General features: G+C 65.0%; 21 protein-coding genes. 8 read left to right on the top strand and 13 right to left on the bottom strand.

The genetic code is table 11. The features are described 5' to 3' along the window. Positions 1 to 23 precede the first annotated feature (23 nt). From CH266_RS16145 to CH266_RS16130, 4 genes are read right to left on the bottom strand one after another with little or no spacing between them, the layout of a single operon-like run. Positions 24 to 2,909: an aminotransferase gene (locus CH266_RS16145; RefSeq protein WP_094715707.1), complete on the bottom strand. Its 2,886-nt coding sequence runs from the start codon at positions 2,907 to 2,909 to the stop codon at positions 24 to 26. Then, positions 2,902 to 4,563: an amidohydrolase gene (locus tag CH266_RS16140; RefSeq protein ID WP_094715706.1), complete on the bottom strand. Its 1,662-nt coding sequence runs from the start codon at positions 4,561 to 4,563 to the stop codon at positions 2,902 to 2,904. Before CH266_RS16140 ends, CH266_RS16145 begins: the two co-directional genes overlap by 8 nt. After that, the gene (locus CH266_RS16135) at positions 4,560 to 5,801 is read right to left on the bottom strand and encodes an MFS transporter (RefSeq protein ID WP_094715705.1); all 1,242 of its coding nucleotides are present in this window, start codon (positions 5,799 to 5,801) and stop codon (positions 4,560 to 4,562) included. The genes CH266_RS16140 and CH266_RS16135 overlap by 4 nt, the downstream gene beginning before the upstream one ends. Before the next feature lie 2 nt (positions 5,802 to 5,803). Beyond that, a complete protein-coding gene (locus CH266_RS16130) occupies positions 5,804 to 7,828 on the bottom strand; it encodes an amidase (RefSeq protein ID WP_094715704.1) in 2,025 nt (674 codons plus the stop codon). 105 nt (positions 7,829 to 7,933) lie between these two features. Between CH266_RS16130 and CH266_RS16125 the strand changes: the two genes are divergently transcribed. Next, positions 7,934 to 8,557 carry a TetR/AcrR family transcriptional regulator gene (locus tag CH266_RS16125; protein WP_032367318.1) on the top strand — a complete coding sequence of 208 codons (624 nt, stop codon included), beginning with the start codon at positions 7,934 to 7,936 and terminating at the stop codon, positions 8,555 to 8,557. Positions 8,558 to 8,581: 24 nt separating this feature from the next. On the opposite strand, the gene CH266_RS16120 is transcribed toward CH266_RS16125, so the two are convergent. The 3 genes from CH266_RS16120 to wrbA form a co-directional block, all read right to left on the bottom strand. Further along, positions 8,582 to 10,120, bottom strand: a complete 1,539-nt coding sequence (locus CH266_RS16120; RefSeq protein WP_255175944.1) for a putative bifunctional diguanylate cyclase/phosphodiesterase — start codon at positions 10,118 to 10,120, stop codon at positions 8,582 to 8,584. Between the two features lie 18 nt (positions 10,121 to 10,138). Beyond that, positions 10,139 to 10,792: a PAS domain-containing protein gene (locus CH266_RS25890; RefSeq protein ID WP_255175937.1), complete on the bottom strand. Its 654-nt coding sequence runs from the start codon at positions 10,790 to 10,792 to the stop codon at positions 10,139 to 10,141. A 227-nt stretch (positions 10,793 to 11,019) separates the two neighbouring features. Continuing rightward, positions 11,020 to 11,619 (bottom strand): NAD(P)H:quinone oxidoreductase, encoded by a 600-nt coding sequence (wrbA, locus tag CH266_RS16115; protein WP_027495694.1) that lies wholly within the window; start codon positions 11,617 to 11,619, stop codon positions 11,020 to 11,022. A gap of 137 nt (positions 11,620 to 11,756) precedes the next feature. On the opposite strand from wrbA, the gene CH266_RS16110 reads away from it, so the two are divergent. Then, on the top strand, positions 11,757 to 12,935 hold the full coding sequence (locus tag CH266_RS16110) for an acyl-CoA dehydrogenase family protein (RefSeq protein ID WP_027495695.1): 1,179 nt from the start codon (positions 11,757 to 11,759) through the stop codon (positions 12,933 to 12,935). Positions 12,936 to 12,964: 29 nt separating this feature from the next. Here CH266_RS16110 and CH266_RS16105 read toward each other — a convergent pair whose 3' ends face one another. Then, entirely contained in the window at positions 12,965 to 13,570 is a 606-nt protein-coding gene (locus CH266_RS16105) for an NAD(P)H-dependent oxidoreductase (protein WP_094715703.1), read from the bottom strand. Between the two features lie 79 nt (positions 13,571 to 13,649). Between CH266_RS16105 and CH266_RS16100 the strand changes: the two genes are divergently transcribed. Continuing rightward, entirely contained in the window at positions 13,650 to 14,225 is a 576-nt protein-coding gene (locus CH266_RS16100; RefSeq protein WP_094715702.1) for a TetR/AcrR family transcriptional regulator, read from the top strand. A gap of 19 nt (positions 14,226 to 14,244) precedes the next feature. Here CH266_RS16100 and CH266_RS16095 read toward each other — a convergent pair whose 3' ends face one another. Next, positions 14,245 to 15,669 carry an amidase gene (locus tag CH266_RS16095; protein WP_094715701.1) on the bottom strand — a complete coding sequence of 475 codons (1,425 nt, stop codon included), beginning with the start codon at positions 15,667 to 15,669 and terminating at the stop codon, positions 14,245 to 14,247. Positions 15,670 to 15,920: 251 nt separating this feature from the next. Between CH266_RS16095 and CH266_RS16090 the strand changes: the two genes are divergently transcribed. Further along, positions 15,921 to 17,495 carry an AbgT family transporter gene (locus CH266_RS16090; RefSeq protein ID WP_080729091.1) on the top strand — a complete coding sequence of 525 codons (1,575 nt, stop codon included), beginning with the start codon at positions 15,921 to 15,923 and terminating at the stop codon, positions 17,493 to 17,495. Positions 17,496 to 17,522: 27 nt separating this feature from the next. Here CH266_RS16090 and CH266_RS16085 read toward each other — a convergent pair whose 3' ends face one another. After that, complete coding sequence (locus tag CH266_RS16085) at positions 17,523 to 18,512, bottom strand: Lrp/AsnC family transcriptional regulator (protein WP_094715700.1); 990 nt, start codon at positions 18,510 to 18,512, stop codon at positions 17,523 to 17,525. A gap of 108 nt (positions 18,513 to 18,620) precedes the next feature. Beyond that, the gene (locus CH266_RS16080) at positions 18,621 to 19,625 is read right to left on the bottom strand and encodes a 1-aminocyclopropane-1-carboxylate deaminase (RefSeq protein ID WP_094715699.1); all 1,005 of its coding nucleotides are present in this window, start codon (positions 19,623 to 19,625) and stop codon (positions 18,621 to 18,623) included. A 99-nt stretch (positions 19,626 to 19,724) separates the two neighbouring features. On the opposite strand from CH266_RS16080, the gene CH266_RS16075 reads away from it, so the two are divergent. Next, positions 19,725 to 20,399, top strand: coding sequence for a GntR family transcriptional regulator (locus CH266_RS16075; RefSeq protein ID WP_094715698.1), 675 nt, complete (start codon positions 19,725 to 19,727; stop codon positions 20,397 to 20,399). Positions 20,400 to 20,459: 60 nt separating this feature from the next. Continuing rightward, a complete protein-coding gene (locus CH266_RS16070) occupies positions 20,460 to 20,885 on the top strand; it encodes a nitroreductase/quinone reductase family protein (protein ID WP_094715697.1) in 426 nt (141 codons plus the stop codon). A gap of 1 nt (position 20,886) precedes the next feature. Here CH266_RS16070 and CH266_RS25415 read toward each other — a convergent pair whose 3' ends face one another. Beyond that, complete coding sequence (locus tag CH266_RS25415; protein ID WP_176457110.1) at positions 20,887 to 21,036, bottom strand: hypothetical protein; 150 nt, start codon at positions 21,034 to 21,036, stop codon at positions 20,887 to 20,889. Positions 21,037 to 21,141: 105 nt separating this feature from the next. On the opposite strand from CH266_RS25415, the gene CH266_RS16065 reads away from it, so the two are divergent. Beyond that, the gene (locus tag CH266_RS16065; RefSeq protein ID WP_032381510.1) at positions 21,142 to 21,861 is read left to right on the top strand and encodes a GAF and ANTAR domain-containing protein; all 720 of its coding nucleotides are present in this window, start codon (positions 21,142 to 21,144) and stop codon (positions 21,859 to 21,861) included. Between the two features lie 13 nt (positions 21,862 to 21,874). Here CH266_RS16065 and CH266_RS16060 read toward each other — a convergent pair whose 3' ends face one another. Next, entirely contained in the window at positions 21,875 to 23,110 is a 1,236-nt protein-coding gene (locus CH266_RS16060) for a glycosyltransferase (RefSeq protein WP_176457109.1), read from the bottom strand. A 549-nt stretch (positions 23,111 to 23,659) separates the two neighbouring features. On the opposite strand from CH266_RS16060, the gene CH266_RS16055 reads away from it, so the two are divergent. Further along, positions 23,660 to 24,139: an STAS domain-containing protein gene (locus CH266_RS16055; protein ID WP_052054631.1), complete on the top strand. Its 480-nt coding sequence runs from the start codon at positions 23,660 to 23,662 to the stop codon at positions 24,137 to 24,139. Positions 24,140 to 24,182 lie beyond the last annotated feature (43 nt).

The following is a 24,182-nucleotide window of genomic DNA, read 5'->3' as shown; positions in this document are numbered from 1 at the left end:
CCCGCCGAGGAGCCGATTCGCCCTTACCAGCCGGTGGTCAGGACTCTGTCCAACGAGTCGACGAAGTAGTCGACCGATTCCTTCGAGACGCACAGTGGTGGTTTGATTTTGAGCACGTTCTGGTGGTCGCCGGTGGGTTGCATGACGACTCCCAGTTCGAGGAGTCGATTGCAGATGGCCTCGGTTTCCTCGGTGGCGGGCTCGAGTGTGGTGTGGTCGCGGATGAATTCGAGTCCGAGATACAACCCTGAGCCGTGCACCGTGCCCACGATGGGGTGCTCGGTCGCGAGGGCCTGCAGTCGAGACTTCAGGTGGCCACCGACCACACGCGCGTTCTCCTGCAACCCCTCTTGTTGGATGACGTCGAGCACGGCGAGACCGATCACCGACGACACCGGGGATCCGCCTGTGGAGGAGAAGAAGTAGCCACCGGTGCGATAGCGGTCGGCGATCTTTCGGGTGGTGACAACGACGCCGACGGGTTGGCCGGTACCGATGGATTTCGCGACTGCGATGACGTCGGGAATCGCCTGCTGCTGCTGAAAGCCCCAGAACCATTCGCCGAGTCGGCCGTAACCGACCTGCACTTCGTCGGAGATCGCGATGCCACCGTGCTTGCGGACGGCGGCGTAGACCTGCTGGAGGTAGCCGTCGGGAAGTGCGACACCTCCGGCGTTGCCGTAGTAGGACTCGCAGATGAACCCGGCGGGGAGTGTTCCCGCCGCGGCCAGGTCGTCGATGAACTGTACGGCTTCGGGGGCGTACCTCGATGCGTCGTCACCGCGGTGCTTTCCTCGGTAGGAGTTCGCGGCATCGACGGTATGTACCCAGTCCGGCCGGGTGGCAGGGGCATTGGGGTTGTCGGCTATCGAGGTCGAGACGGCGTCGCTGGCGAAGGTCCACCCGTGGTAGGCCTCCTTCATGGCCACGATATCGGTACGTCCGGTCGCGGCCATCGCGATCCGGATGGCGAGATCGGTTGCCTCCGAACCGGAGTTGACGAAGAACACGGTGTCGAGTTCGTCGGGGAGGGTCGCGGTGATCCGTTCTGCGAATCCCGTGATCGCACGATAGTTGAAGCGCGAGTTGGTGTTCAGCAGTTGCATCTGCCGATGGGCGGCCGCCACCACCTTCGGGTGGGCATGGCCGACGGAGGCGACGTTGTTGACCATGTCGAGATAGACCCGGCCGTCGACATCGGCCAGGTACTCACGCCACCCCCGCTCGATGCGGGGCGGCTCCGCGTAGTAGTGCTCCTGGACCTCGGCGAGCAGCCGTTCGCGGCGCTCGAGGGTGTCGTCCTCGGGGGCGACGACGGTAGGGGGCAGCCCGAGTGCCGGCGCCGGGTCACCGGCGAGTACCGACCAGCCGTGGGAGTACGAGGGCTCGACGCGCAGTGGTATCGGCCCCGAGTTCGATCGGGTGAGCTGGACGTCGATCGGTGTACGCGCCGGCAGCACAAGGGTATTCGGTGAGTTCGGTACGCCCACGAAGTGGACGGCGTCGTCACCGGACGTGACGGTGATGCCGTCGTCGGTGTGCGTGGTGTAGCAGTCTGCAGGTACGTCGAGCGTGGTGTCCTGGGCGAGCCAGATGGTCAGCGCAGTGGAGATCGTGGCCGGCTCTGTGGGAGTGCGGCTGGGTCCACCGGTGAGCCGAGCAGACCACGCAGGTACCACTGCGGCGGGAGCGCCTGCATCGAGTGCGGCAAGCGCGGCGGCCGTCAGGGTGTGTCGGTCGAGCCAGCGCCCTTCGTCGTTGACGGTCGACGTGGTGCCCGCGTCGATGGTCACGGCGTCGGACATACCGGCGACCAACGGTTCGCCCTGCCAGGTCGGTCGCGGCCGGGCGTCCAAACCCAGTGCCCGACGGATGGTTTCGGTCATCACGGCGCAGGGCACCGATGCTGCTTGGGTGAGGATGCGGAATTCGCGATCCAGCGCGGAGTCGGCGTACGAGTTCCCGGCGTCGAGGCGTACCTGCTGACGGCCGCTGAGTACGAGGACCACTCCGCGCAGGGTGACCAATGGCCACAGTGCCTCGATCTCGTTCTCGCTCAGCGGACGTGCGGCATGGAAGGCGCGGATGGCGGGCAGTGCGTCGACCGGCGCGAAGCCGTCGTGGTGCAGCAGCGAGGACAAGGTCACCGCAATTTCGTTGACCGCCCACGATCGACTGACATCGCCGAAGTCGATGACGGCGTCGGGGAGCGACCCGGGTGCCGTCGGCGCGAGAACGTTGTCGTCGGTGATGTCGAAGTGGCCGAGTTGAAGGGGCAGGTCGGCCGACACCGAATGCAACTGACGCATGGCCGATGCGGTGACATCGGTGATGAATTCGCTGACATCATGGTCCGGCTCGTCGGGCAACAGCGTCGCGATGACGCGATCGGCATGGCGCAGATCCCATTGCAGCAACCGGCCCGACGCCGGGTGGTCGACATCGGAGAGTGCAACGCTCACCTTGCCTGCGAGTTCGCCCATCCGCGCGGTCGTGGCGGGGGAGAGATAGTTCGAACCCATCAGCGTTGTGCCCGAGATGAATTCGATGACCCGGCCGTGGATGCGCCCCTGCGACGAGTTCCACCATGCGGACATAGGTCCGCGCGGGCCGACGACCACCTTCGGGGTACGCAGCGTCGGCTCTCGCTCGGCAACGATGCTTGCGGCGAGGTCCTGCAACTCGATCTCGGACTCGCTGAACACCGGGTTGCTCAGCTTGAGGACGCCGACCGGGGCGCCGCTGCCGATGTCGCGAACCACGAAGTTCTGGTCCTGCTGGCTGCCGAGTTCGGTGAGGGTGCATGCCAATCCGAAGTTTTCGTCCATCAGCCTACGGACCTCGTCGGACTCGAGGGTCGGCGTCGGTAGCTCGGGCTGGGCGAAGAAGTCGAACACGGTGTCAGACATGGGTTTCCTCGGTCTCTTTCTCGAACACGGTCTTGCCGCCGACGATGGTGCGTACGACCGACACAGCCAACAGAGTGCCTCCGTCGAGTACGTCACCGTCCAGCACGACGAGGTCGGCGTACATGCCGGGTTGCACTCGACCGACCCGCGAATCGGCATCGAAGGACGCGGCGGAGTCGAATGTCGCGTGGCGTAGGGCGGCGTCGAGCGGCACCGCGAACTGCGGCTCGTTCGGTGGTAGCGAGTGGTCGGTGGCCGAGCGTCTCGTCGTGGCGATGTACAAATTCGCCAGCGCCTCGTGGGGCGCGGTCGGGGCATCGGTGCCGAATGCCAGGCGGGCCCCCGCAGCGGTGAACGACGTCCACGGGTAGCCGCGTTCGACGCGGTCGTCGCCCAACTGGGCGCGCCAGTTCGGTTGGATCGCAGGGTCGGAGTGCACCGGCTGTACCGATGCCGTGATGCCCAGCCGAGCCATTCGGTCGGGTGTCCGAGCGCTGACGATTTCGAGGTGCTCGAGCCGCGGTCGTCGATCCCACGGCGGATTGACGTCGATCATCTCCTCGAGAACATCGAGGGCCATGTCGCTGGCCAGATCGCCGATGGCATGGATGGCCAGACGCAGTTGTGCAGCATCCGCGGCGACGACGACGGGTAGAAGGGCCTCGGCGCTCCACAACAGGTCTCCGTTGGTGCCGTTGGCGTACGGGTAGTTCAACGCTGCGGTACACGCGTCGATCACACCGTCGAGTACGAGCTTGATACCGACGAGCTCGAGCCACGGTGTCGGGTCGTTCCGCAGCTCGAGAACACGGTTCACCTGGTCCAGATTGCGCTGCGCGTCACCGGTATCGACGACGAGCCAATGCGCCGAGACACGGACCGGTAGCCGGCCTCCCGAGCGCTGCGCGACACCGCACAGCGCGCGCCAGCCGTCTTCGTCCATCCCCATGTCGACGACCGAGGTGACACCGGCGCCCGCGAACGCGTCGAGCGCACGCCCTATGTGTCGCTCTCGATCCTGGTTCGAGGTGACCGAAGACAGGTAGGCCCAACCCAATTCGTGCGCGGCGCGTTCGTACAGCATCCCGGCGGGTGAGCCGTCGGGATGACGCGAGATCCGGCCACCGGCCGGATCCGTTGTCGTCGCGTCGATTCCCATCGCTTCGAGTGCGGCGGTGTTGACCCAGATCGAGTGCATGTCGTTGGAGTCGAGGAACACCGGAATGTCCGAGACAACCGCGTCGAGCATGGCTGCGGTGGGTTCACCGTCGATGGCATCGAAGAGCCAGCCGCGGCCGCGCAGCATGGTCGCCTCGGAGCCGAGGGATTCTCGTGCGTCGACCAGCCGGCGTCGAATCTCCGCGAGATCGCCTGCGTCGGTGAGGGCTACGCTGCTGAGCCCGGCACCGAGCCACAGCAGGTGTACGTGCGAGTCGACGAATCCGGGGAGGACGAATCGGCCTTCGAGGTCCACCGTGACGTCGGCGGACGCCGCGTGCGTGGTGCCGGGCAGGTGCACCTCGGCGATGTGGTCGCCGTCGATCACCACACGATCGGCCTCGGCCAAGCTACCGTCCGCGACGGCCTCCAGAGTGCCGGAGGAACTGAGGATCCTGCCGTTCACCAGTGCGGTCCGGGTGGTCGGGGTTGTCATCGAGATGTCTCCTGCGGTAGCGAATCCGATTGCCGTGCTTGGTTTTCTGCCTGTTCGACGCGGGTGGACAAGCGTGCGACGAGAACGACCGGTACGACCAACAACCAACTGGTCACGCCTACGACCCAGCCGAATGTGCTGTAGCCGAACGACTCCACGAGCCAACCACCGAACGCTGGAGCGAAACTGGTACCCACGAGATACACGCCGAGCGAGGGACCCGAGAATCTGCCGTTGGCATCCAGTGCGGCCGCGGTGGCGATGAAGAACAGGAAGGCCGCCAGGTACACCGAGTTCCACGCGACGAGGAGCACGCCGTACACCGTGGGATCGGTGGCGAGGGACGTACCGAGTTTCAGGGCACCACCGACGATCAGTAGGACCGCCATCGGAAGTGCGCGGCCCACCCGGTCGCCGAGCAGGATGAGCACGAGGGCGGCGAAGAATCCCCCTGCGCTGGACGCGCTGAGAACCACACCGAGTGCTGCGTCGCTCAGCTGCGCATTGTCTGCGCCCATGGTGCCTGCGATCGCCCAGAGTGAATCCTCGCTGATCGCCCACACCGCGTACATCACCAGCAGGGACACTCCGGCAACTGTGATGCGCCGCGTGCCGACCGAGGCCGGCGGCTCCACAGCCCGTCGCACCGGGTCGGGTGAGTCGAGTACGGGTGCGGCGGGCAACCAACTGGACGTCACCAGCAGGACGATCGCGAGACCGGCGACGAATCCGTAGACACTGCCCAGGCCGACGCCGACCAGCGGGATCACCGCGAGGACAAGGGTCACGACGGCTCGGTTGACGAGTCCGTTGGCGGCCGACATCCGGTTGGGATTGCGCAGTGCCGCCAGAGCTGCACCGCTCGCGGCCAGTGCGCCGCCGGCTCCCGCACCTCCGATGATGACGCCGACGACGGTGACGGTGGCACCGAGCGGGAACGCAGCGACACCGAATCCGAGTGCGGTCACCACGAGACCGACTCGGGCTACCGCGATCCGCCGCGACCCCTCGGCCAGTCGGGTGACGGCGATACAGGCCAGCGCGGTGGCGAGCAGCGAGCCCGTCATGATCGTCCCCGCCTCGGCGACGCTGACGCCGAGGGAGTCCTGGAGTGCGATCACCATGAACGGCAACAGGTTTGCGGTCAGCAGGCCGAGTACGGACATGCCGAATGTCGACGTCGCTCGTCGAGTGTTCAGTGGAAGCCGGGTGGCGTCGGGCGTCAGTGGAATGGTCATGGTCAGAGAGGCGATCCGTCGGTGGTCGCCATGGCACCGGCGACACCACCGTCTGCGCAGCGGGCGACGGCGACGACGAGGGGACCGTACGGTGCCCGCCACTCACTGTGCAGGGTGTCGTACGAACCCGGCGGAATCGACACTGTCCCGGTGACGGCGCTGCCCGTCGTGTGGAGCGGCACCCGCACTCCGTCGACGAAAGCCTGTACGTCGTCGATGGAACCGCCGTCGATCCGGACGGCGAAGGTGAGTTCCTCGCCCGCGGATCCCGGCCGAATCTGCACGTCGGTCACTGCGATGGAGGCATCCGAGTCACCGGCACCGACGATGCCGTCGAACACGTGCTCGTCGGTCAGTGCCGGGGTGCGTGCGGGAGCCACTCGTCGGGCCCCGAGGGCGTCGACGGAACGGGCGAGACGCAGCAGGGTCGAATCGGAGTAGGCAGCACCGGCCAGAGTCAAGCCGACCGGCATCGACGTGTCGCTCATCGACCCCATGGGAACGGTGACGGTGGGTATGCCGAGGTGGCGGGGCACGAGATTGCCGTTGGCCACCCAGACTCCGTTGCGCCAGGCGATGTCGGCGGACGCGACGTCGACATCGGCGTCGGCGGGGCCGACATCGGCAACGGCCGGAAAGACGACTGCGTCGAAGCGGTTGTCCTGCAACCACTTCTCGAAGTCGACGCGGCGGACCTCTTCCAATCCGCGCATGCCGGCCTCCACGGACGGAATGCGATCGAACGGCGTCACCCCTGCTTTCGCCATGGGAACGTAGTCCGCCAGATCGTAGGCCGTGTCGAACGGCAGAATGCCGTAGCGATCGGGTAGCGCGCCCGTGGGATGCGGGAAGATGCGCGCCCCGTCGGTCTCGGCCAGGCCGCGCAGGCCTGGCTGACCGTTCGCGGTGAGGAAGCTGTCGAACGCCCACACGGAGAGTTCTTCCAGCTCGCGTTCGAGGAACTCGGCGGGAACGAGACCGCGGTCGACCATGGTCTGCGAGTTCGGGTGCAGGCCTTCGTAGTTCTCCACGACGGGGAAGTCGGTGTCGATCACTTCTGCGCCTGCAGCGACCAGATCGTCACGCATGGTCTGCCACAGGGTTATCACCGAATCGCGGGTGTGGATCGGATATGCGCTGTCGGGATCGCCGTTGACGTACAGGCGAGGTACGGCGAGGCGGAGCCCCTGCAACGGCAGTGGCGGCAGATCGGTGAAGGACGCGGGCCGAACATCCGAGGCCGGCGGGATCGACACCCATTCCTGCATGCGCCACAGGTCGCCCTCGGTGACCGCGTCGTCGGCCACGACCACGTCCAGTAGGTGCAGTAGGTCGTCGACCGTACGGGCATGCGGCACAACGACATCCATCGTGGGCACCAACGGCCAGTTGCCCCGCACCGAGATCACCCCGCGAGAGGGCGTGTAGGCGACGAGCGCATTGTTCGACGCGGGTGCGCGGCCCGAGGACCAGGTTTCCTCGGCGAGCCCGAAGGCGGCGAAACTCGCAGCTGTCGCCGTACCCGAGCCGTTGGAGGATCCCGAGCCGAACGCCGAGGTGAGAAACTGTGCGGAGTAGGGACTTTCGGCGCGTCCGTAGAGTCCGCGCTGCATTCCACCCGCTGCCATCGGCGGCATGTTGGTCAGGCCCAGGCAGATCGCGCCTGCCGCTCGCAGCTGGGCCACGGCGAAGGCGTCGTCGGTCGCGACGAGGGTCTCGAATGCGGGCGAGCCGGCCGTCACCGGAAGACCGCGCACCTTGTAGCTGGACTTGGCGGTGTAGGGGATTCCGTCCATCGGGCCGAGAGTCTGCCCAGCGCTCCGGCGCCGGTCGGCTGCGCGGGCTTCCTCGAACGCGTCCGGGTTCAGTACCGGGACGGCGTTGAGGCTGATGCCGGTGCGGTCGTAGTGCCCGATTCGATTGAGGTAACGCGCTACCAGTTCGACGCTCGTCACAGTGCCCTCGGCGAGCGCGGCGGAAACGCCGGCGACATCGGCCTCGACCACGGTGAAGGAAGAAGAAGTCATGACAGAACTAAAACACACACTGTCGGTTTTGGGAACGGGTGAATCGAAAAAAATCCCGACATGCAAGGCTGTCCGTACTCGACGACCGCCCGAGAGGAGGCGACCATGGCACGACCACCTCGCGCCATTCTCAGCCGTGACCTGATCGCCCGCACCGCATTGGCCCTGGTCGATCGGCACGGAGCCGACGGTGCGAGCATGCGGGGCGTGGCGCTGAAATTGGGCGTGAACCCTACTTCCCTCTACAACCACGTCGCCGACCGCGCGGCGATGATCGAAGACGTCCGAGCGCTGGTCTCGGCCCGAATCGACTCGGCACCGCTACGCGAATTGCCGTGGGAGGAGGGCCTCGTCGAATGGGCGAGGTCCTATCGATTGGCGTTCGCGGAGCATCACCGCGCCGTTCCCCTCCTCATGACCACACGCGCATCGACCCCGGTGCTGTTGGCGGAGTACGAGGATTTCTCTGTTGCCGCAGAGGCGGTGGGCTGGGCGAGCAGGGATGTGTTACCTCTGCTGACCGCGTTCGAATCGTTCATCCTCGGCAGTGTCCTCGACATGTCCGGCCCGAGTGTCGTATTCGATCCTGCCGGCCAGGAGGAGGCTTTCCCGCGGTTGGCCGCGGCCTACGAGACCGTCCAACACGAGGATGCCGACGATCCCATTGCCACCCGCGCCTTCGAGATGGGTCTGGCGATGCTCGTCGCATCGGCGCGCCCCCGGCGGTGAGATCGAGACCCGTGTTCGACGCGCTCAGCGTTGTCGCGCTGCGCTCTCACGGGACAGCAGCAGTGCCGTGTGCTCGGCGTCGGCGGGCCGACCCAGCAGAAATCCTTGCACCAGATTGCATCCCGCTGCGGTGAGAGCGTCGAGCTGCGCCTGCGTTTCGACGCCTTCGCCCACGACTGTCACGCCGTAGGCTTTCGCCAGTGACACGATGGCGGTCAACACTTCTCGTCCTCGCTCGGTGTCGAGAGCGTCGATGTACGTTCGGTCGATCTTGAAGCTGCCGATCACCGGGAAGCGTTCGAGGTAGGCCAGGCTGCTGTAGCCCTTCCCGACATCGTCGAGTGACAACGCAACTCCCATCTCGTGGAGTCTCGCCAAATTGGACGCAACGGTGCCGGTGTCGGCGAGCCATTCCGTCTCGGTGAGTTCGAGAACGACGCCGTCAGCGTGCGCACCGGTGGTGAGCAGGGCGGCAGCCACTCGATCGGGAAAGGCCGGGTCGCGCAGTTGCAGCGCGCTGATGTTGACGCGCATGCCGACGCAGCCCAGCCCGCGCCAGTCGACGAGTTGTCGACAGGCGGTGGTGAGGGCCCAATCGTCGAGAAGCGTTGCCACACCGGTGCGTTCGGCCACGGCAACGAATTCGGACGGTTCGATGGGACCGAGATTCGGGTGCTGCCAACGCGCCAGAGCTTCGACGGAAACGATGTGTCCGGTCTCGACGTCGATCACGGGTTGGTAGTCCAGTGTCAGGTCGCCGGAGGCCAGAGCGCGGCGCAGGTCCACCGACATGGAGCGCACCCGGTCGGCGTCGTAGAGGTCGCTGGAGTCGAAGACGGCGTGCCCGGCCCTGGTGTCCTTGGCGCGGTACATCGCCAGGTCGGCCGATCGAAGGAGCTCGCGTCGGGTCGAGCCCGCAGTGGACACCGCAACTCCGATGCTGGCGCTCACCGGAATCGGGTCGTCGCCCTCGTCTTCCGCGGTAGGGGCCGTGAGAGCGGAACGGATGCACTCGGCGACGCGTTCGGCATGTGCGACGTCGTCGATGTGATTGCAGATCATCAGGAATTCGTCGCCGCCGAGCCTGGCCACGGTATCGCCAGGTCTCGCGGTCGCGGCCAGGCGGCGTGAGAAGTGCACGAATGCGCGGTCTCCGACGTCGTGGCCGAGGCTGTCGTTGATGATCTTGAAATCGTCGACGTCGAGCAACAGCAGGGCCACTCGGCCGCCGGTGTCCGCGACCTGTGCGAGCGCAGTGTCGATCGCGTCGTACGCCACCGCGCGATTCGGCAGTTCGGTCAAGGGATCGTGCGCGCTGCGCCAGCGCAGCTCGCGGTCGAGTTCCACTCGTTCGAGTGCAGCGGAGAGCACTCCGGCGACTGCGGAGACGAACGCGATGTCTCCGTCGCCGAAAACGTGTGGTTCTCGGCCGAACAGGATCAGTACGCCCCACAGCCCGGCACCGATGGTGATCGGAACGGCGGCACCGCTGCGAAAGCCCAGGGCAGCCATGGCCGAGGTGTCGAATCGTGTTTCGGATTCGACGTCGGAACACACGGTGATCGCCCTTCGCGCCAGGGCTTAACCGGTCAACGACCCGTCGCCGGTGGCAAGCACGAAATCGTGTGGGAGCGTGCGGGTGATCGCGTCGACGGACAGAAGCGGGTCGGTCGAGTCCTCCGAACGTCGGGCCAGGGCCGCAGACTCGACGCCCACCAACTTGGCCGCCGTGCTCGTGGCCGCAGCCAGCACAGTATCGAAGTCCGCCGTGACGGCAAGTGCGCTCAATTCGGCCAGTGCCCGTTGCTCGACTGCGATTCTCTCCGCCGATACAGCCGCGGCCAGCAGGTCCAGATCACGCTGGTGTCCACGGGTGCGGTCGCGGACGATGGTGGCGATCAGGTCGGGTTCTCGCCCGTAACGTCGGACGACGAACGTGGACAGGGCAACGGGAATGCCCGCGCCGGAGACGAAGTGGCGTAATTCGGTACGGCCCTGCCAGTGACCGGTCGTCTGCAACGCATGTTCGACGTCACCGGAGACTTCGAGCCCGCGGGCCGTGAAGAAATCTGCTGTGAACAGGCCTGTCGACGGCAGTTCCTCCAGGCCGACCAGGCGGAGGCCGACCGGATTGACGTCGATCACGCTGCCGGAGAACTCGGACAGGGCCACCATGTCGGGCGATTCGTCGAACAGGGCGCGGAGAACGAGCGGATCGAAGCCGGGATCCTTCATCGATGTCCGTTTCGCACTGGTCGCAGCGACGAGTCGGTGGGCGACGCCACCGACCGCTCGCAGAAGTCAGCGGAGTTGCTGTTCCCTGCACACAGCATGGCGGTGCGCGCCCGAGATGACAAACACGCCGTTTGCCATCATGCATGTACTACGTCCGGGTCCGCACTGGCGATGTGCGGACCCGGACGCGAATCGGGCGGTCTTCTCGAGGTGACGAGAGCCGGCCTTTACTTCGCCAGAGCCTCGGCGATGGTGACGACGCGCGTGGCCATGTGGGTCAGCGCTGCCGTGGTCGCGTCGTCCAGTTCGTTCTTGTTCTCGGGTCCGGTGACGTGGCTGACGCCGTAGGGGTTGCCGTCGGCGAACTTCAGTCCGTCGGTGTATCCGGGCGGAACCAGGACGCCGCCGAAGTGCATCAGCGAGGTGTAGAGACCGATGAGGGTGGTCTCCTGGCCGCCGTGCGCGGTCTGGCTCGAGGTGAAGGCGGCGTATGCCTTGTTTGCAAGTTCACCCTTGGCCCAGTAGCCGCCGAGCGAGTCCATGAAGTTCTGGAACGGTGCTGCGGTGCTACCGAAACGCGTCGGTGATCCGAGGATGACGCCATCGGCCCAGACGATGTCGTCGCCGCTGGCAGCGGGAAGATCCTTGGTTGCCTCGTAGTTGGCGGACCAGGCGGGGTTCTCGGCGAAGGTGCTGGGGTCGCGCGTCTCCGCGATGTGCCGCACGCGTACTTCGGCTCCAGCCGCCGTCGCTGCGTCGGCGAGCTTGTTCGCCATCGTGGATCCGTGGCCGGTTGCGGAGTAGTAGATGATTGCGATCTTCGTCATCGATGAGACCTTTCGTCGGGTGGACATCCGAAGTAGTTGCGATGTCAACTGTATTCGATGGTACCCACTATGATTGTTGTGTCAACTACTCGCGGTTGTTGGTTGTCCGATCCGTGGGCAGCGTCGATAGTGGTGCCATGACCGTGCGCAATGCCGAGGTACCCGACGACGTCTTCGCGGACGTGAAGAAGCAAGTCTCCCAGTTCGTCCGATCGCGGGTGGTTCCGCGTGAACTCGAGATCATGAACGCCGATTCGATTCCCGACGATCTCCGGAGACAGTCCGCCGAGATGGGGTTGTTCGGATACGCGATTCCGCAAGAGTTCGGTGGTCTCGGCCTGAACTTGATTCAGGATGTCGAGATTGCCATGGAGCTCGGCTACACCACACTGTCGTTGCGGTCGATGTTCGGCACCAACAACGGAATCGCGGGCCAGGTGCTCGTCGGGTTCGGCACCGACGAGCAGAAGGCAACGTGGTTGCCCGGCATGGCGGCCGGCGACGTCGTCGCGTCGTTCGCGTTGACCGAGGACGGTGCCGGCTCGAACCCGGCAGGGCTGAGAACGACGGCAGTAGTGGACGGTACTGGCTGGATCATCAGCGGAAGCAAGCGCTACATCACCAATGCGCCCATCGCGGACCTGTTCGTCGTGTTCGCGCGAGTGGACCCGAAGCCGAACAGCGGCAACGGGATCGCGGTGTTTCTGGTCCCCGCCGACGCTGCGGGTGTCGAGGTCGGTGACAAGGACGCGAAGATGGGTCAGCAGGGAGCAGGAACCGCGGATGTGACGTTCACCGACGTCGAGGTCGACGCCGACGCTCTGGTGGGCGGCAACGGTGACATCGGATACCGGGCGGCGATGACGTCGTTGGCGCGTGGCCGCGTCCACATCGCAGCGCTCGCCGTCGGTCAAGCGCAGCGTGCCCTGGACGAATCCGTCTCCTACGCTGCGTCTTCCACGCAGGGTGGCGAGCCCATCGGCAATCATCAACTCGTCCAGGCGATGATCGCCGACCAGCAGACGGGAGTCATGGCAGGCCGGGCCATGGTGCGTGAGGCTGCCCGAGCCTGGGTGGAAAACACCGATCGACGGATCGCGCCGTCGGCGGTGAAGCTGTTCTGCACCGAGATGGTCGGCACAGTTGCCGACCTCGCGGTCCAGATCCACGGCGGCGCAGGATATATGCGCGGCGTTCCCGTCGAGCGAATCTATCGAGATGTCCGTCTTCTCCGCCTGTACGAGGGCACGAGCGAAATTCAGCGGCTGATCGTCGGCGGCGGTTTGATCCGTGCCGAGCAGAAGCGGAATCGCTGACCACCCTCGTCCCGCGTGGCGGTGGCAGGTCAGGTGAGCGCGCGCTGCGCGGCGACCCGGTCTGCGACCGTGCTACCGATAGCGGAGATCTCGGTAGCGAGTTCCGCGCGACTCCTGGTGTCCGACCCGTATACGAAGTTCGTGGATCCCACTGTGGCACCGCAGTATTCGATGATGCCGCGCTCGATCTGCGTTCGAATGGCCTGATGGACGCCATGGCGCTCGAAGCTGTCTGCATCGTCTCCCGCGACGACGACCAGATGGATTGTGAGTCGGTCCAGCTTCTTCACGAATGCTCTGTCCCCGTATTCGTAGGCCCAGCCCTCGACGAACACGCGGTCGATCCAGCCTTTCAGTAGTGCGGGCATCGACCACCAGTACATCGGGAAGACGAGAACCAGGTGTTCGGCGCGGTCGATCCGCGTCTGCTCCTCGGCGACATCGGACGGTGTACTCCCGTTTCCGCGATACAGGCTCAGATCCGCAGCCGAAAATCGTGGATCGAAGCTCTCCGCGGCGAGATCTGCGGTCTCCACGGTGGTGCCGGTGGATCGGATGGCCTCGACTACGGAGTGAGCGACCTGGTGGGTCAGAGAATGCGGGTCGGGATGGGAGACTACGACGAGCGTGTTCATGGCTGTTCCTTCGGCTGGGGAAGATCGGCTATGTACGAACAGTAGGTTACTATTAGTACATAAGCAAGGAGGTGGCGGAATGGCACGGACGAGGCTGTCGCGCTCCGATCGAAACGCACAGTTGATCGAGGTGTCCTGGGCTCTCGTACGCGCCGAAGGAGCCGACGCGTTGACTCTCGGACGGCTCGCAGAGCATGCCGGTGTCGCGAAACCGGTGGTGTACAGCCACTTCGCTTCCCGCGCCGAACTTCTTGCCGCTCTGTTCACCGAATTCGATGGCAGGCAGGCGGCGATGCTGGAGGAATCTCTCGACTCGGCACCCATGACGGTCCGCGGTCGGGCGCAGGCCATCGCCGACTCCTACGTGGGGTGCACATTGGCCCAGGGGAGGGAATTGACGGGTGTGCTTGCGGCACTCGAAGGTTCGCCCGAACTCGAACAGGTCAAGCGCACCGCCGAGCGCGCCTACTTCGAGCGGTGTCGGGAGATTCTGCGTCCGTTCACCGATGCCGACGGCATGTCCACGCCATCTCTGACCGCCGTCTTCGGTGCCGCAGACGCGTTGTCCCACGGTGCCGTATCCGGGTCACTCACACCGGCCGAAGCGATCGGGGAGTTGACCGATCTGATCGTCGCCGCGGTCGACAGGTCCTGAATTCGGCCCGCCGGATCTGTCAGACGGTGGCGGCCGCCGATGCGGGGGCACGACGGTGGAATGCCGTCTCGGCCTCGAAGGCATGCGCTACCCGGAGCAGCAGGTGATCGGCGCGGTCTGCGGTGACGATCTGCAATCCCACCGGAAGGCCGGAGGAGCTGAAGCCGCCGGGCATCGACAGTGACGGCAGGCCTGTCGCCGAGATCAGCGAAGCGGCCCGCATCCAGTCGAGGTAATTGTTCATCGGCGTGCCGTCGACGACGGCGGGGTACTCCTCGTCCGCGGGGAACGGAAGTACCTGAACGGCAGGCGCGATCAATACGTCGTATCGCGAGAAGAACTGCCGCACTGCAGTATCGAGGTTCTTGCGAGCGGTGTTGGCGGAGATCATGTCTCGTGTCGTGAGCGCCATTCCCTTGTCGACGTTCCACTGCACGGCGCTCTTCATGCGGTGCCGGTGTTCGTCCAACAGGTGCCCGTAGGCGGTGGCGAAGTCGAACGCACGCGTCGTCTGGAACACCTCGTCCGCGTCGGACAGGTCCGGGCAATCGACGTCCACACTGGCACCGAGTTGCTCGAACACGTGCAGTTGGCGGCTCAGGACGTCGGTCACCTCACGGTCGACGGGTACGCCGAGACCGAAATCCGTTGTCCACGCGACTTTCAGCCCACGCAGCGAGCCGGCCTCCTCCGAGCGGTACGAGTCGTCCAGCGGGAGACCACGAGGGCTGGACGCATCCGGACCGGCGAGCGCGCGCATCAGAAGACGCACGTCCTCGATGTCGTGCGCGAGCACGCCCTGCCGAGCGATCCAGGCCCACGGGTTCTTGGCGGGCAGCATCGGAATGCGGCCCAACGACGGCCGGTATCCGACGAGGTTGCAGAACGATCCCGGAGTGCGCAGCGACCCGCCCATGTCCGACCCGTCGCCCGCCGGTTGTATCCCGGCGGCGATGGCGGCGGCGGCACCGCCACTGCTGCCGCCGGCACTGCGAGTCGGATCGTACGGATTGGTGGTGGTACCGAACAGCGGATTGAAAGTGTGTGAACCTGCAGCGAATTCGGGAACGTTGGATTTGCCGGTGGTGTTGACACCTGCGCGCTTGAGGCGGGCGATGATGCCCGAGTCCTCGGTGGGGACGTTGTCGGCCAGAATCGGCGAGCCGAAAGTCGTGCGCAGACCGGCGGTCAGGTGATTGTCCTTGTGCGTCATCGGGACGCCGTGCAGAACGGGCAGTGCCTCGCCGGACACCGTTGCGCGGTCTGCTGCACTCGCACGTTCGGTCGCCCCATCGATGTCGAAGGTCACGATCGCGTTGACGACAGGGTTGACGTCGTCGATGCGAGCCAGATGCGACTCGAGCGCCTCGCGGGCCGAGATCTCGCGATCGCGGATGTGTGCCGCGAGCGCGCGCAGGGACAGTGACTGAATGTCGCCGGTCATGAAACTCCTCGCTTCGATCCGGATCGTCCGGAGTTGTTGTCGGAAGCCTGTTTCAAGACTGCACCACCGCGCGGAGCCCACCGGGCTATCGTCGTCCATTGAGCGTTTTCGCCGTTGGATTGGCGGTTTCGCTCAGACGGCCGAAAATTTCACACATGCAACATATCGGCAACGTGAACCGACTTGAGTGAGCAGGACATCCGAGCCCGGGGCTCGGTCGCAATCCGACGGTATGCGAAAGAGAGTCAATCATGTCCAGTCAGATCGACGGTCCACCGGCAACTGCGGATGCGCCCGAAACACGAATGCCCTGGGGACTGAAGACACTGTTCCGTCTCGTGTCCAGCATCGAACGCGTCGGCAACAAACTGCCGCACCCCTTCCTGCTGTTCTGGCTTCTGGCCGCAGTGCTGGCAGTGGTCAGTGCGATCCTCGCCGCACTGGGCACCGGGGTGGTGCTACCCAGCACCGGTGAGGTGTCGATGGTTCGCAGCCTGCTCAGCAGTGACGGCGTAGCCATGATCTTCGGGACGGCACTGGACAACTTCGCGGGGTTCGCGCCGCTCCCCATCATCGTGACCGTCATCCTCGGCGTGTCCGTCGCCGAGCATTCCGGTGTGCTCACCACGCTGCTGCGCGCCACCATCGTGAAGCTGCCCGCCAAGTGGGTGACGTTCTCGGTTGCCTTCGCCGGGACCATGTCTCACGTCATGTTCGACGCGGCATTCATCGTCGTCCTTCCGCTGGCGGCAATGGCGTTCAAAGCAGCGGGCCGAAGTCCGGTACTGGGCATGATGGTGGCGTTCGTGGCCATCGCCGGTGGCTACAACGCGTCACCGTTGATCACACCCAGCGATGCCATCATGTCGTCGTTGACGACCTCCGCCGCTCAGATCGTCGACGCCGACTACAGCGTGACCCCCGTGGACAACTACTTCTTCAGTCTCGCGTCGTCACTGGTGATTTCGATCTTCATCACCCTGGTGGTGGAGTTGGTGATGGCCAAGCACATGAATCTCGATGCCGACGAGGGCGTCGAGGACGGAGCGGAGAAGCTGGCACTCGATCTCGAGCCGATCGAGAAGAAGGGAATGCGCCGCGCCGGAGCAGCTTTGGCGGTGTACGTGGCCGTCGTCGTCGCGGCACTGCTTCCTCCCTCGTCGCCGCTGCGTGGTGAGGACGGCGGGTTCGTACAGTCGATCGTGCTGCAGAACATCGCGTTCTTCATCGCGATCGCCTTCGTCCTGGTCGGATGGGTGTACGGACGCACCACCGGCAGTCTTCGGCAGCTCCGTGAGATTCCGGAGTCGATGGCCGTCGGCATCAAGACCCTTGCTCCGATCCTGGTGCTGTTCTTCGCGATTTCGCAGTTCCTCGCCTACTTCAAGTGGACCGGCATCGGCAACGTCGTTGCAGTCGAGGGTGCGGAACTGTTGAAAGCCGGGGGATTACACCCCCTCGTGGTGTTCGCCATGATGCTGGTGCTGATCTCGGTGATGAACCTGCTCGTCACCAGTGGTTCGGCCATGTGGTCGATGTTGGCCCCGGTTCTCGTGCCGATGCTCATGTACATCGACGTCAACCCCGAAACCACCCAGGCCGTCTACCGAATCGCCGATTCCTGCACCAACGCGATGACCCCGATGTCGGCCTACTTCGTGCTCACCCTCGGACTCATCCAGCGCTACAAGAAGAACGCGGGCATCGGTACCCTCGCCTCGTTCACCATCCCCGTCGCGCTGGGCATGCTGATCGTGTGGGCGGCGTTGTTCGCAGTCTGGTACATGCTCGGCATCCCGCTCGGCCCCGGCGCACCGATCCGATGACCGCAGTGACTGCCGCGTCGTACCGGATCAATACAGGTACGACGCGGAGTCCGCGGCCAGCAGACGGTTGCCGCTGCGCTTGGTGGCCCGCAGAATCGACACCACCGAGATCGCGTCGGCCAGGGTGGCCCAGTCCGACGCAGTTGTCATGCGATGCAACGCCATTCGGTCCGGGCACGCGAGGTTGACGAGCAGACTGTCCGAGCCCGCGAGGGCCACCGCGTATCGAACCTCCGAATGTGCGAGCAATAGCTCGACCAGTGCTTCGTGGTGTCGAGGCGGAACCTTGACCCAGGCAAGGGCTTCCGCCGAATACCCCAGCAGCGCCGGCTCGACGACCACTCGCAGTCGGGATTTGTTGGTCTGTTCCAGAGTGTCCATGTGGCGTCGGACAGTGTTCTCGGTAGCGCCGACGACGCGCGCGATGTCCGAGGTGGGCGTCCGGGCATCCTCGGCCAGGACGCGCAGAATGCTGCGGTGCAGGGTCGAGATCTCCTGTCCCACACGGCCGTCCGGTTGGTAGCCCTCGTGTACGGGAGGCGTCAGGGCCGCGATCTGGTGCGAATTGAGAATCGCCGGCCGCCACTCGCGGACCGAGCGATAGACCCGCGTGATGGGATCGACCCTGATGCGCCTGATCCCGGTGATGCCGGGTAAGTCGTCGAGCATCAGATCCGCCAGATGGGCATCGTCGACCAGGACTTCGGCGACGCATTCCTCGTGCCCCGACGTGGCGTACACGAACATCGTGTCGTCGCGGCGCGCCAACCCGACTGCCACCGCACGTGCCATACCGACGTGACATCGAGCTCGCAGAACGACCGCGCCCGTCGCGCCGATGACGCCGACCACGCGTACGTCCCCGGAATCGAGTAGTTCCTTGCCGCGTCGGGTGACGGTGCGCTCGGGTTCACCGAGCGCCTCGGCGATGCTGACCCAGGACGCCCGGGGATTGACCTGCAGCGCCGCCGTGATTCGGCAACTCAGCGAGTCCAACTCGTCGGAGCGCTGCCTCATGCGTACACCTTCGCTCGTCGTGCCGAATCGGGTCGGCCGGTGCAGAAACAGGTCCGGTGCCCGAGGATCACCTGTCGATCCTCGGGCACCGGTACCGCGAAGTCCAGCTCAGAAGATTCCGCTGTACGCGTTGAGGGCGGGCTGACCACCCAGGTGCGCGTAGAGAACGGTGGAGTCCTTGCCGATATCGCCCTGCTGAATCAGATCGATCAGTCCGGCCATGGACTTGCCCTCGTACACCGGGTCGATGATCACGCCTTCGAGACGGCCGGTGAGCTTGATTGCCTCGATCGTGGAGTCGACGGGTATTCCGTAGTAGTCGCCGGCCCAGCCTTCGAGGACGGTGATCTCGTCGTCGCGAAGATCGCGACCCAGTTCGATGAGTTCTGCTGTGTTACGGGCGATTCGGGCCACCTGGTCGCGGGTCTGAGCGATCTTGGCGGACGCATCGATGCCGATCACTCGACGTGGCCGTTCTTGCCCGGCGAACCCGGCGATCATGCCGGCATGCGTCGACCCGGTCACGCTGCACACGACGATCGTGTCGAAGAAGACGCCGAGCTCCTCTTCCTGCTTCTGTACTTCGTACGCCCAGTTGGCGAAGCCCAGTCCGCCGAGCTTGTGGTCGGAGCCGCCTGCGGGAATGGCGTAGGGTTTGCCGCCCGCTCGCTCGACGTCCTCGATGGCCTTTTGCCAGCTGTCCTTGAATTCGATTCCGAAGCCCGACGGATCGAGGCGGACATCTGCACCCATGATGCGGGAGAGCAGGATATTGCCCACCTTGTCGTTGACCGAATCTGGCCAATCGACCCACTTCTCCTGCACCAGAACGGCTTTGAGTCCGAGCTTTGCCGCGACCGCAGCCACCTGCCGCGTGTGGTTGGACTGCACGCCACCGATCGAGACCAATGTGTCGGCACCCTGCGCGAGCGCGTCGGGAACGATGTATTCGAGCTTGCGGGTCTTGTTGCCGCCGTAAGCCAATCCTGCGTTGACGTCTTCTCGCTTGGCCCAGATCTTGGCCCCGCCGAGGTGCGCGCTCAGTCGTTCCATCGGGTGAATCGGGCTCGGGCCGAAGGTGAGGGGATAACGCTCGAAGTCCGCGATCGCCACGTGGTTCTCCTTTGATCGGTGTGTCATGCAGGATGCAATATATCGCATACTGTACGTGGGACACCTCGCCAGCGAAAGCGGTGGGCTACGATATTTTGCATGCCGGTCCCCGTCGAGCTCGGAAAACACAAGCGCTCCCTGCTGCGCGACAACGCCTACGTCTCGATTCGCGACGCCATCGTCGACGGCACCTTCGCGCCCGGCGAGCGGCTGCGGGATGCCGAACTCGAGCAGTGGCTCGGGGTGTCGCGTACACCTATTCGCGACGCCATGGCCAGGCTGGAACTGGCGGGCCTCGTACACACCCAGCCCGGGCGTTCGACCATCGTGTCGACCATCGAACGCAAGGCGGTGCTGGACGCGCAGGCGGTCGCGGCATCGATGCATGCACTCGCGGTCCGGACGGCTGTACCGCTGATGAACAAGCGCGACATCGCCGCGATGCGTCGCGCCAACAAGGATTTCGCCGCCGCATTCACCCGAGGCGATGTGGACCTCGCGCTGGCCGGCGACGACGCGTTCCACGCAGTCGCCGTCGAAGCGAGTCAGAATCAGGTCGTGGTCACGGTTCTCGAGCAGGTGACGCCGACCCTGCGCCGACTCGAACGACTACGATTCGCCTCGCTGGTGGGCCGCGATTCGATAGCCCAACACGAACGAATCATCACGCTGTGCAGTGAGGGTGACGCGGACGGTGCGGCCGCTGCCGTGCAGGAGAATTGGGAGTCGTTGTCTTTGCTCGTCGATCACGAGGACGGAATACCAGGAAGCTGACACCGTCGAACGCCGGCGAAAAGCGGAGTGGCCGCGCCGCATCGGCGGCATAATCGGCCCATGGCCGACTTCAACGAGATCATCATCGACGAGTTCCGAAGCAACAATGGCCACGTGTCCACGGCCGGCTTCGGTGATTCGCTCGTCGTTCTGCACACGATCGGTGCCAAGAGCGGTGCGGTGCGGCTCAACCCGCTCATGGCGATTCCGGAGGGAGAGAGCTGGTTGGTGGTCGGCTCGGCTGCCGGGTCACCGAAAGATCCAGCGTGGGTGCACAATCTGCGCGCCCATCCGGCCATCGACATCGAGGCACCCGGGGACGGAGGCATTCGCACCGTTGCCGTCGACGCCGACGAGATTCCGGAATCCGAGTGGGACCGGCATTGGCAGAAATTCCTCGATGCCTCGGACGGATTCGCGAAATACACAGAAACGGCCGAGGGCAGGCGGTTTCCGATCTTCCGCCTGACCCCGACCGCCCAGTGAATCAGTTCTGCGTGTCGTCCTCGGGCGGGTGTGGGACGTTCTCTCCGTCGACGTGAGCACCGACTGCAGCCTCGTCGGGAGATTCTTCGCGCGGACCGTCGTTGCTGCCTTCGGATGGGATCTCTGCACCTGCATCGGTCGGCATGGTCATGAGCACTCCTGATCGTCGGTCGGTTGGTTGCTGCGCTCTGCATGCCCCGCTTCCGGTGGACTCAACCGTCGAGCGGTCGATTCCTGTTGACTAGCATCGTCAGGTATGGGACCCGATCGATCGATGACAGCTCGCGACCTCACACAGGCGATTGCCGAAGCGACGAGGTCATTTTTCGCACCGTCCAGTCTCGACGAGACTCTGCGCGGCGTGACGGAGAGCGCCCGATCTCTGATACCCGCGGTCGATTGCGCCGACATTCTCGTGGTGGCGGGGCCGAAGAAGTACCAGTCGCACGCCGCGACCAGTGAGCTGCCGGTTCGCCTGGACGCAATGCAGGAACGCCTCGACGAGGGGCCGTGCATCGACGCCGCACGAAGCGAGCTGTTCGTGCGGTGCAACGACTTCCGCTCCGATTCCCGCTGGCCACGTTTCGGTCCGGAGGCGGTGGGAGCAGGGGTTCTCAGCAGCCTGTCCTTCCGCCTCTACACCAACGAGGACACCATCGGGGCGCTCAACCTGTTCGCACTGACCAGTGATGCGTTCAGCGACGAGGACGAGGAACTGGGTCGCGTGCTCGCAACCCACGCTGCGGTGGCGTTGTATGCAGCGAACAAGACCGAGCAGTTCAAGTCCGGCTTGGCTTCACGGGACATCATCGGCCAAGCCAAGGGCATGTTGATGGAGCGGTACGGTATCGACGCGGTACAGGCGTTCGACTTGATTTCACGGCTGTCGCAAACCCAGAACGTCCCGGTGGCCGCTTTGGCCGCAGAACTCGTCGACCTCGGTTCCGAATCGAACAAAGGACGCTCGTCCAAATAGGCTCACCGGCTGTTCACACGGTGTGTCGACGAGAGGGTGCAGTCGGCGGCACCGGATGGTCGTGAGTCGACCCGGCTTGCGGGGTCGATCCGGCGTTCACTGACGACCCGGTCTGTACGGTTGCCTCGTAGACGCGTGCGGTGTCCTCGGCGATGCGGTCCCACGAGAAGCGAGATTGCGCACGGTCGGAGCCGGACACTCCCAGCTCGAAACGCCTGGACTCGTTGCGTAGCAGCAGGGCCAGCTCTCGTGCCAAGCGACGACGGTCGCCCGGCCTGATCGAGCGGCCGGTGACCCCGTCGATCACCAACTCTCCGGCGTAGCCCACTCCGTATGCGACGACGGGAAGTCCGCACGCCATGGCTTCGAGGGTGGCGATCCCTGCCGATTCGGTCGGGGACAGGCAGACGAACAAGTCGGCCGACCTCAACAGCGACGACATGTGGCGATGGCGGACCGGGCCGGTGAACACCGTGCGCCCGGCCATGCCGTGTGCTGCGGCGACCGTGCGTAGCTGCGCCACGCCGCTGGATTCGCGTGGCTCGCCGCCGACAACGACCAATTCGGTGTCGTCGAGTTTTCCGAGCAGTTCGATGATCGTCGATACCTCGGCATCCGACCCGACGGTCGCCACCCGACACGCGGCACCGCTGCGTGGTGCGGTCGGTCCGGATGGATCGAAGTCACTCAGATCCACCCCGGTCGGGACGATGGACACCTTGGCTCTGGCGACGCCCATCCGCGTCAACATGTCGGCCTCGTCGGGACATGACGCGATGATGCGGCTCGCCGATCGAGCGATCTTCTTCTCCATAGCCGCCCGGGGAACCACCGAATCGGTGCCGGCCGTCGGGGGCCCGGATCGGTCGGTCGCGGCGAGACCGTGGAACGACATCACCGTGGGGACGCCCGTCGCGCCGGCGGCCAGTATGGTTGCCAGCCCCGACACCCATGAATGTGCATGTGCTACATCGGGTTTCGTTCGGAGCAAGTGATCGCGGAGCGCGGAGGCGAACGCGCTCGTGTGAGGAATCGATTCCTCTTCGGTCATCGGGACAGCAGGCCCCGCAGACAGGTTGACCACCCGGTAACCGTCGGGGGTGAGCAGCTCGTCCTCGTGATCCGGGTTCTGCTTCCTGGTGTATACGTCGACTCGGGTGCCGGCGCGGGCCAGCGACGAGGCCAGCCGATCGAGCTGGGCAGCCGATTGTTCTGCCTCGATGCCGGCCGCATCAATTATCGGACTCACGTGTTCGGAGACAAGCGCAACGTGCATATCGATTCGATCCCTGATGGGTTCGCACGGCCCCTTTCGGGCGCATAGCCCGGCACCGGTGAAGGGTGTGGGATATGCCGACCCGATTTTGGAGTCAGCGTACTCGAGACGCGGCCAGAGCGGTCATCGCAACTGGGCGTCGAACAACACCCTATTACGTAAAGCCGCAATGCGAAACCTCACACGAGGGCGTCGCCCTTGCTGGAGCGTTCACAACGGGCCGAACCGACGTCCCTTGCGGCCGAAGCGGGGAGCGTGTTCGCTACGGCTACCGTGCACTGGATTGCGGTCGGTTCAACCGTCGACTGCCGACAATCGAAGCAGCGTAGCGGGTTTCGCCGGACGCAATTGTGTATACACTGTCTGCACGCGGTTGAGGAGAAGCCCCGTAGTCAGGAAGTAGCGACTGCGAGATGTGCCCGACCGCGCTCTTCGACACCCGATAGTCCGAGACTCGTTTTCTCGAGAACTGGTGTCAGAGGCAGCCGACAGTCTCCGGTCGCGAGCCGGTGGAGGTGGGCAATGGTGTTTCTACGGTCGGTGCACAGTGATCCGGAATCGATTCGATTGTCGTTCTGCGGGCCGGACAATCCCGAGGACGGCGCATTCGCGCTGTCCGTGGACGAACTCGTCGGCGGACCGGTCGTCATCCGCATCGTCGGGTCGATCGACAGATCGGCAATTCCGGTCATAGGCGAATGCGTGTCGGAGGCCATCGTGTGCGGGCGGTCGCTGGTCGTGGATCTGCTCGATGTCGAATTCGTCGACCCCGCAGTGGTTCCCGTCCTCTCGGCAGCCGCCTTGCGGCTCGCTGCGCACCGGTGTCGCGCGATCGTCGCCTGTACACCCGAGCTGCAGCGACAACTCGATCCGAGTGGTGTCCACCTCGGTACGGAGTGCGTCCGCAGCGTCGCGGACGCCGTTCGAAGTGCGGTGAAACCGGCGAGATCCGAAGAGGTTTCGAATTTCTGCACAGGCGAGACGCCTGCGCGGTCGGCGTGACCGGCAGTTCCGCACCGCGCACGATCGTCGCCGCGGTGTATCT

Source organism: Rhodococcus sp. 06-1474-1B (assembly GCF_002258885.1).
Taxonomy (GTDB): domain Bacteria; phylum Actinomycetota; class Actinomycetes; order Mycobacteriales; family Mycobacteriaceae; genus Rhodococcoides; species Rhodococcoides fascians.
This window is presented reverse-complemented; position numbering and strand designations above follow the sequence as displayed.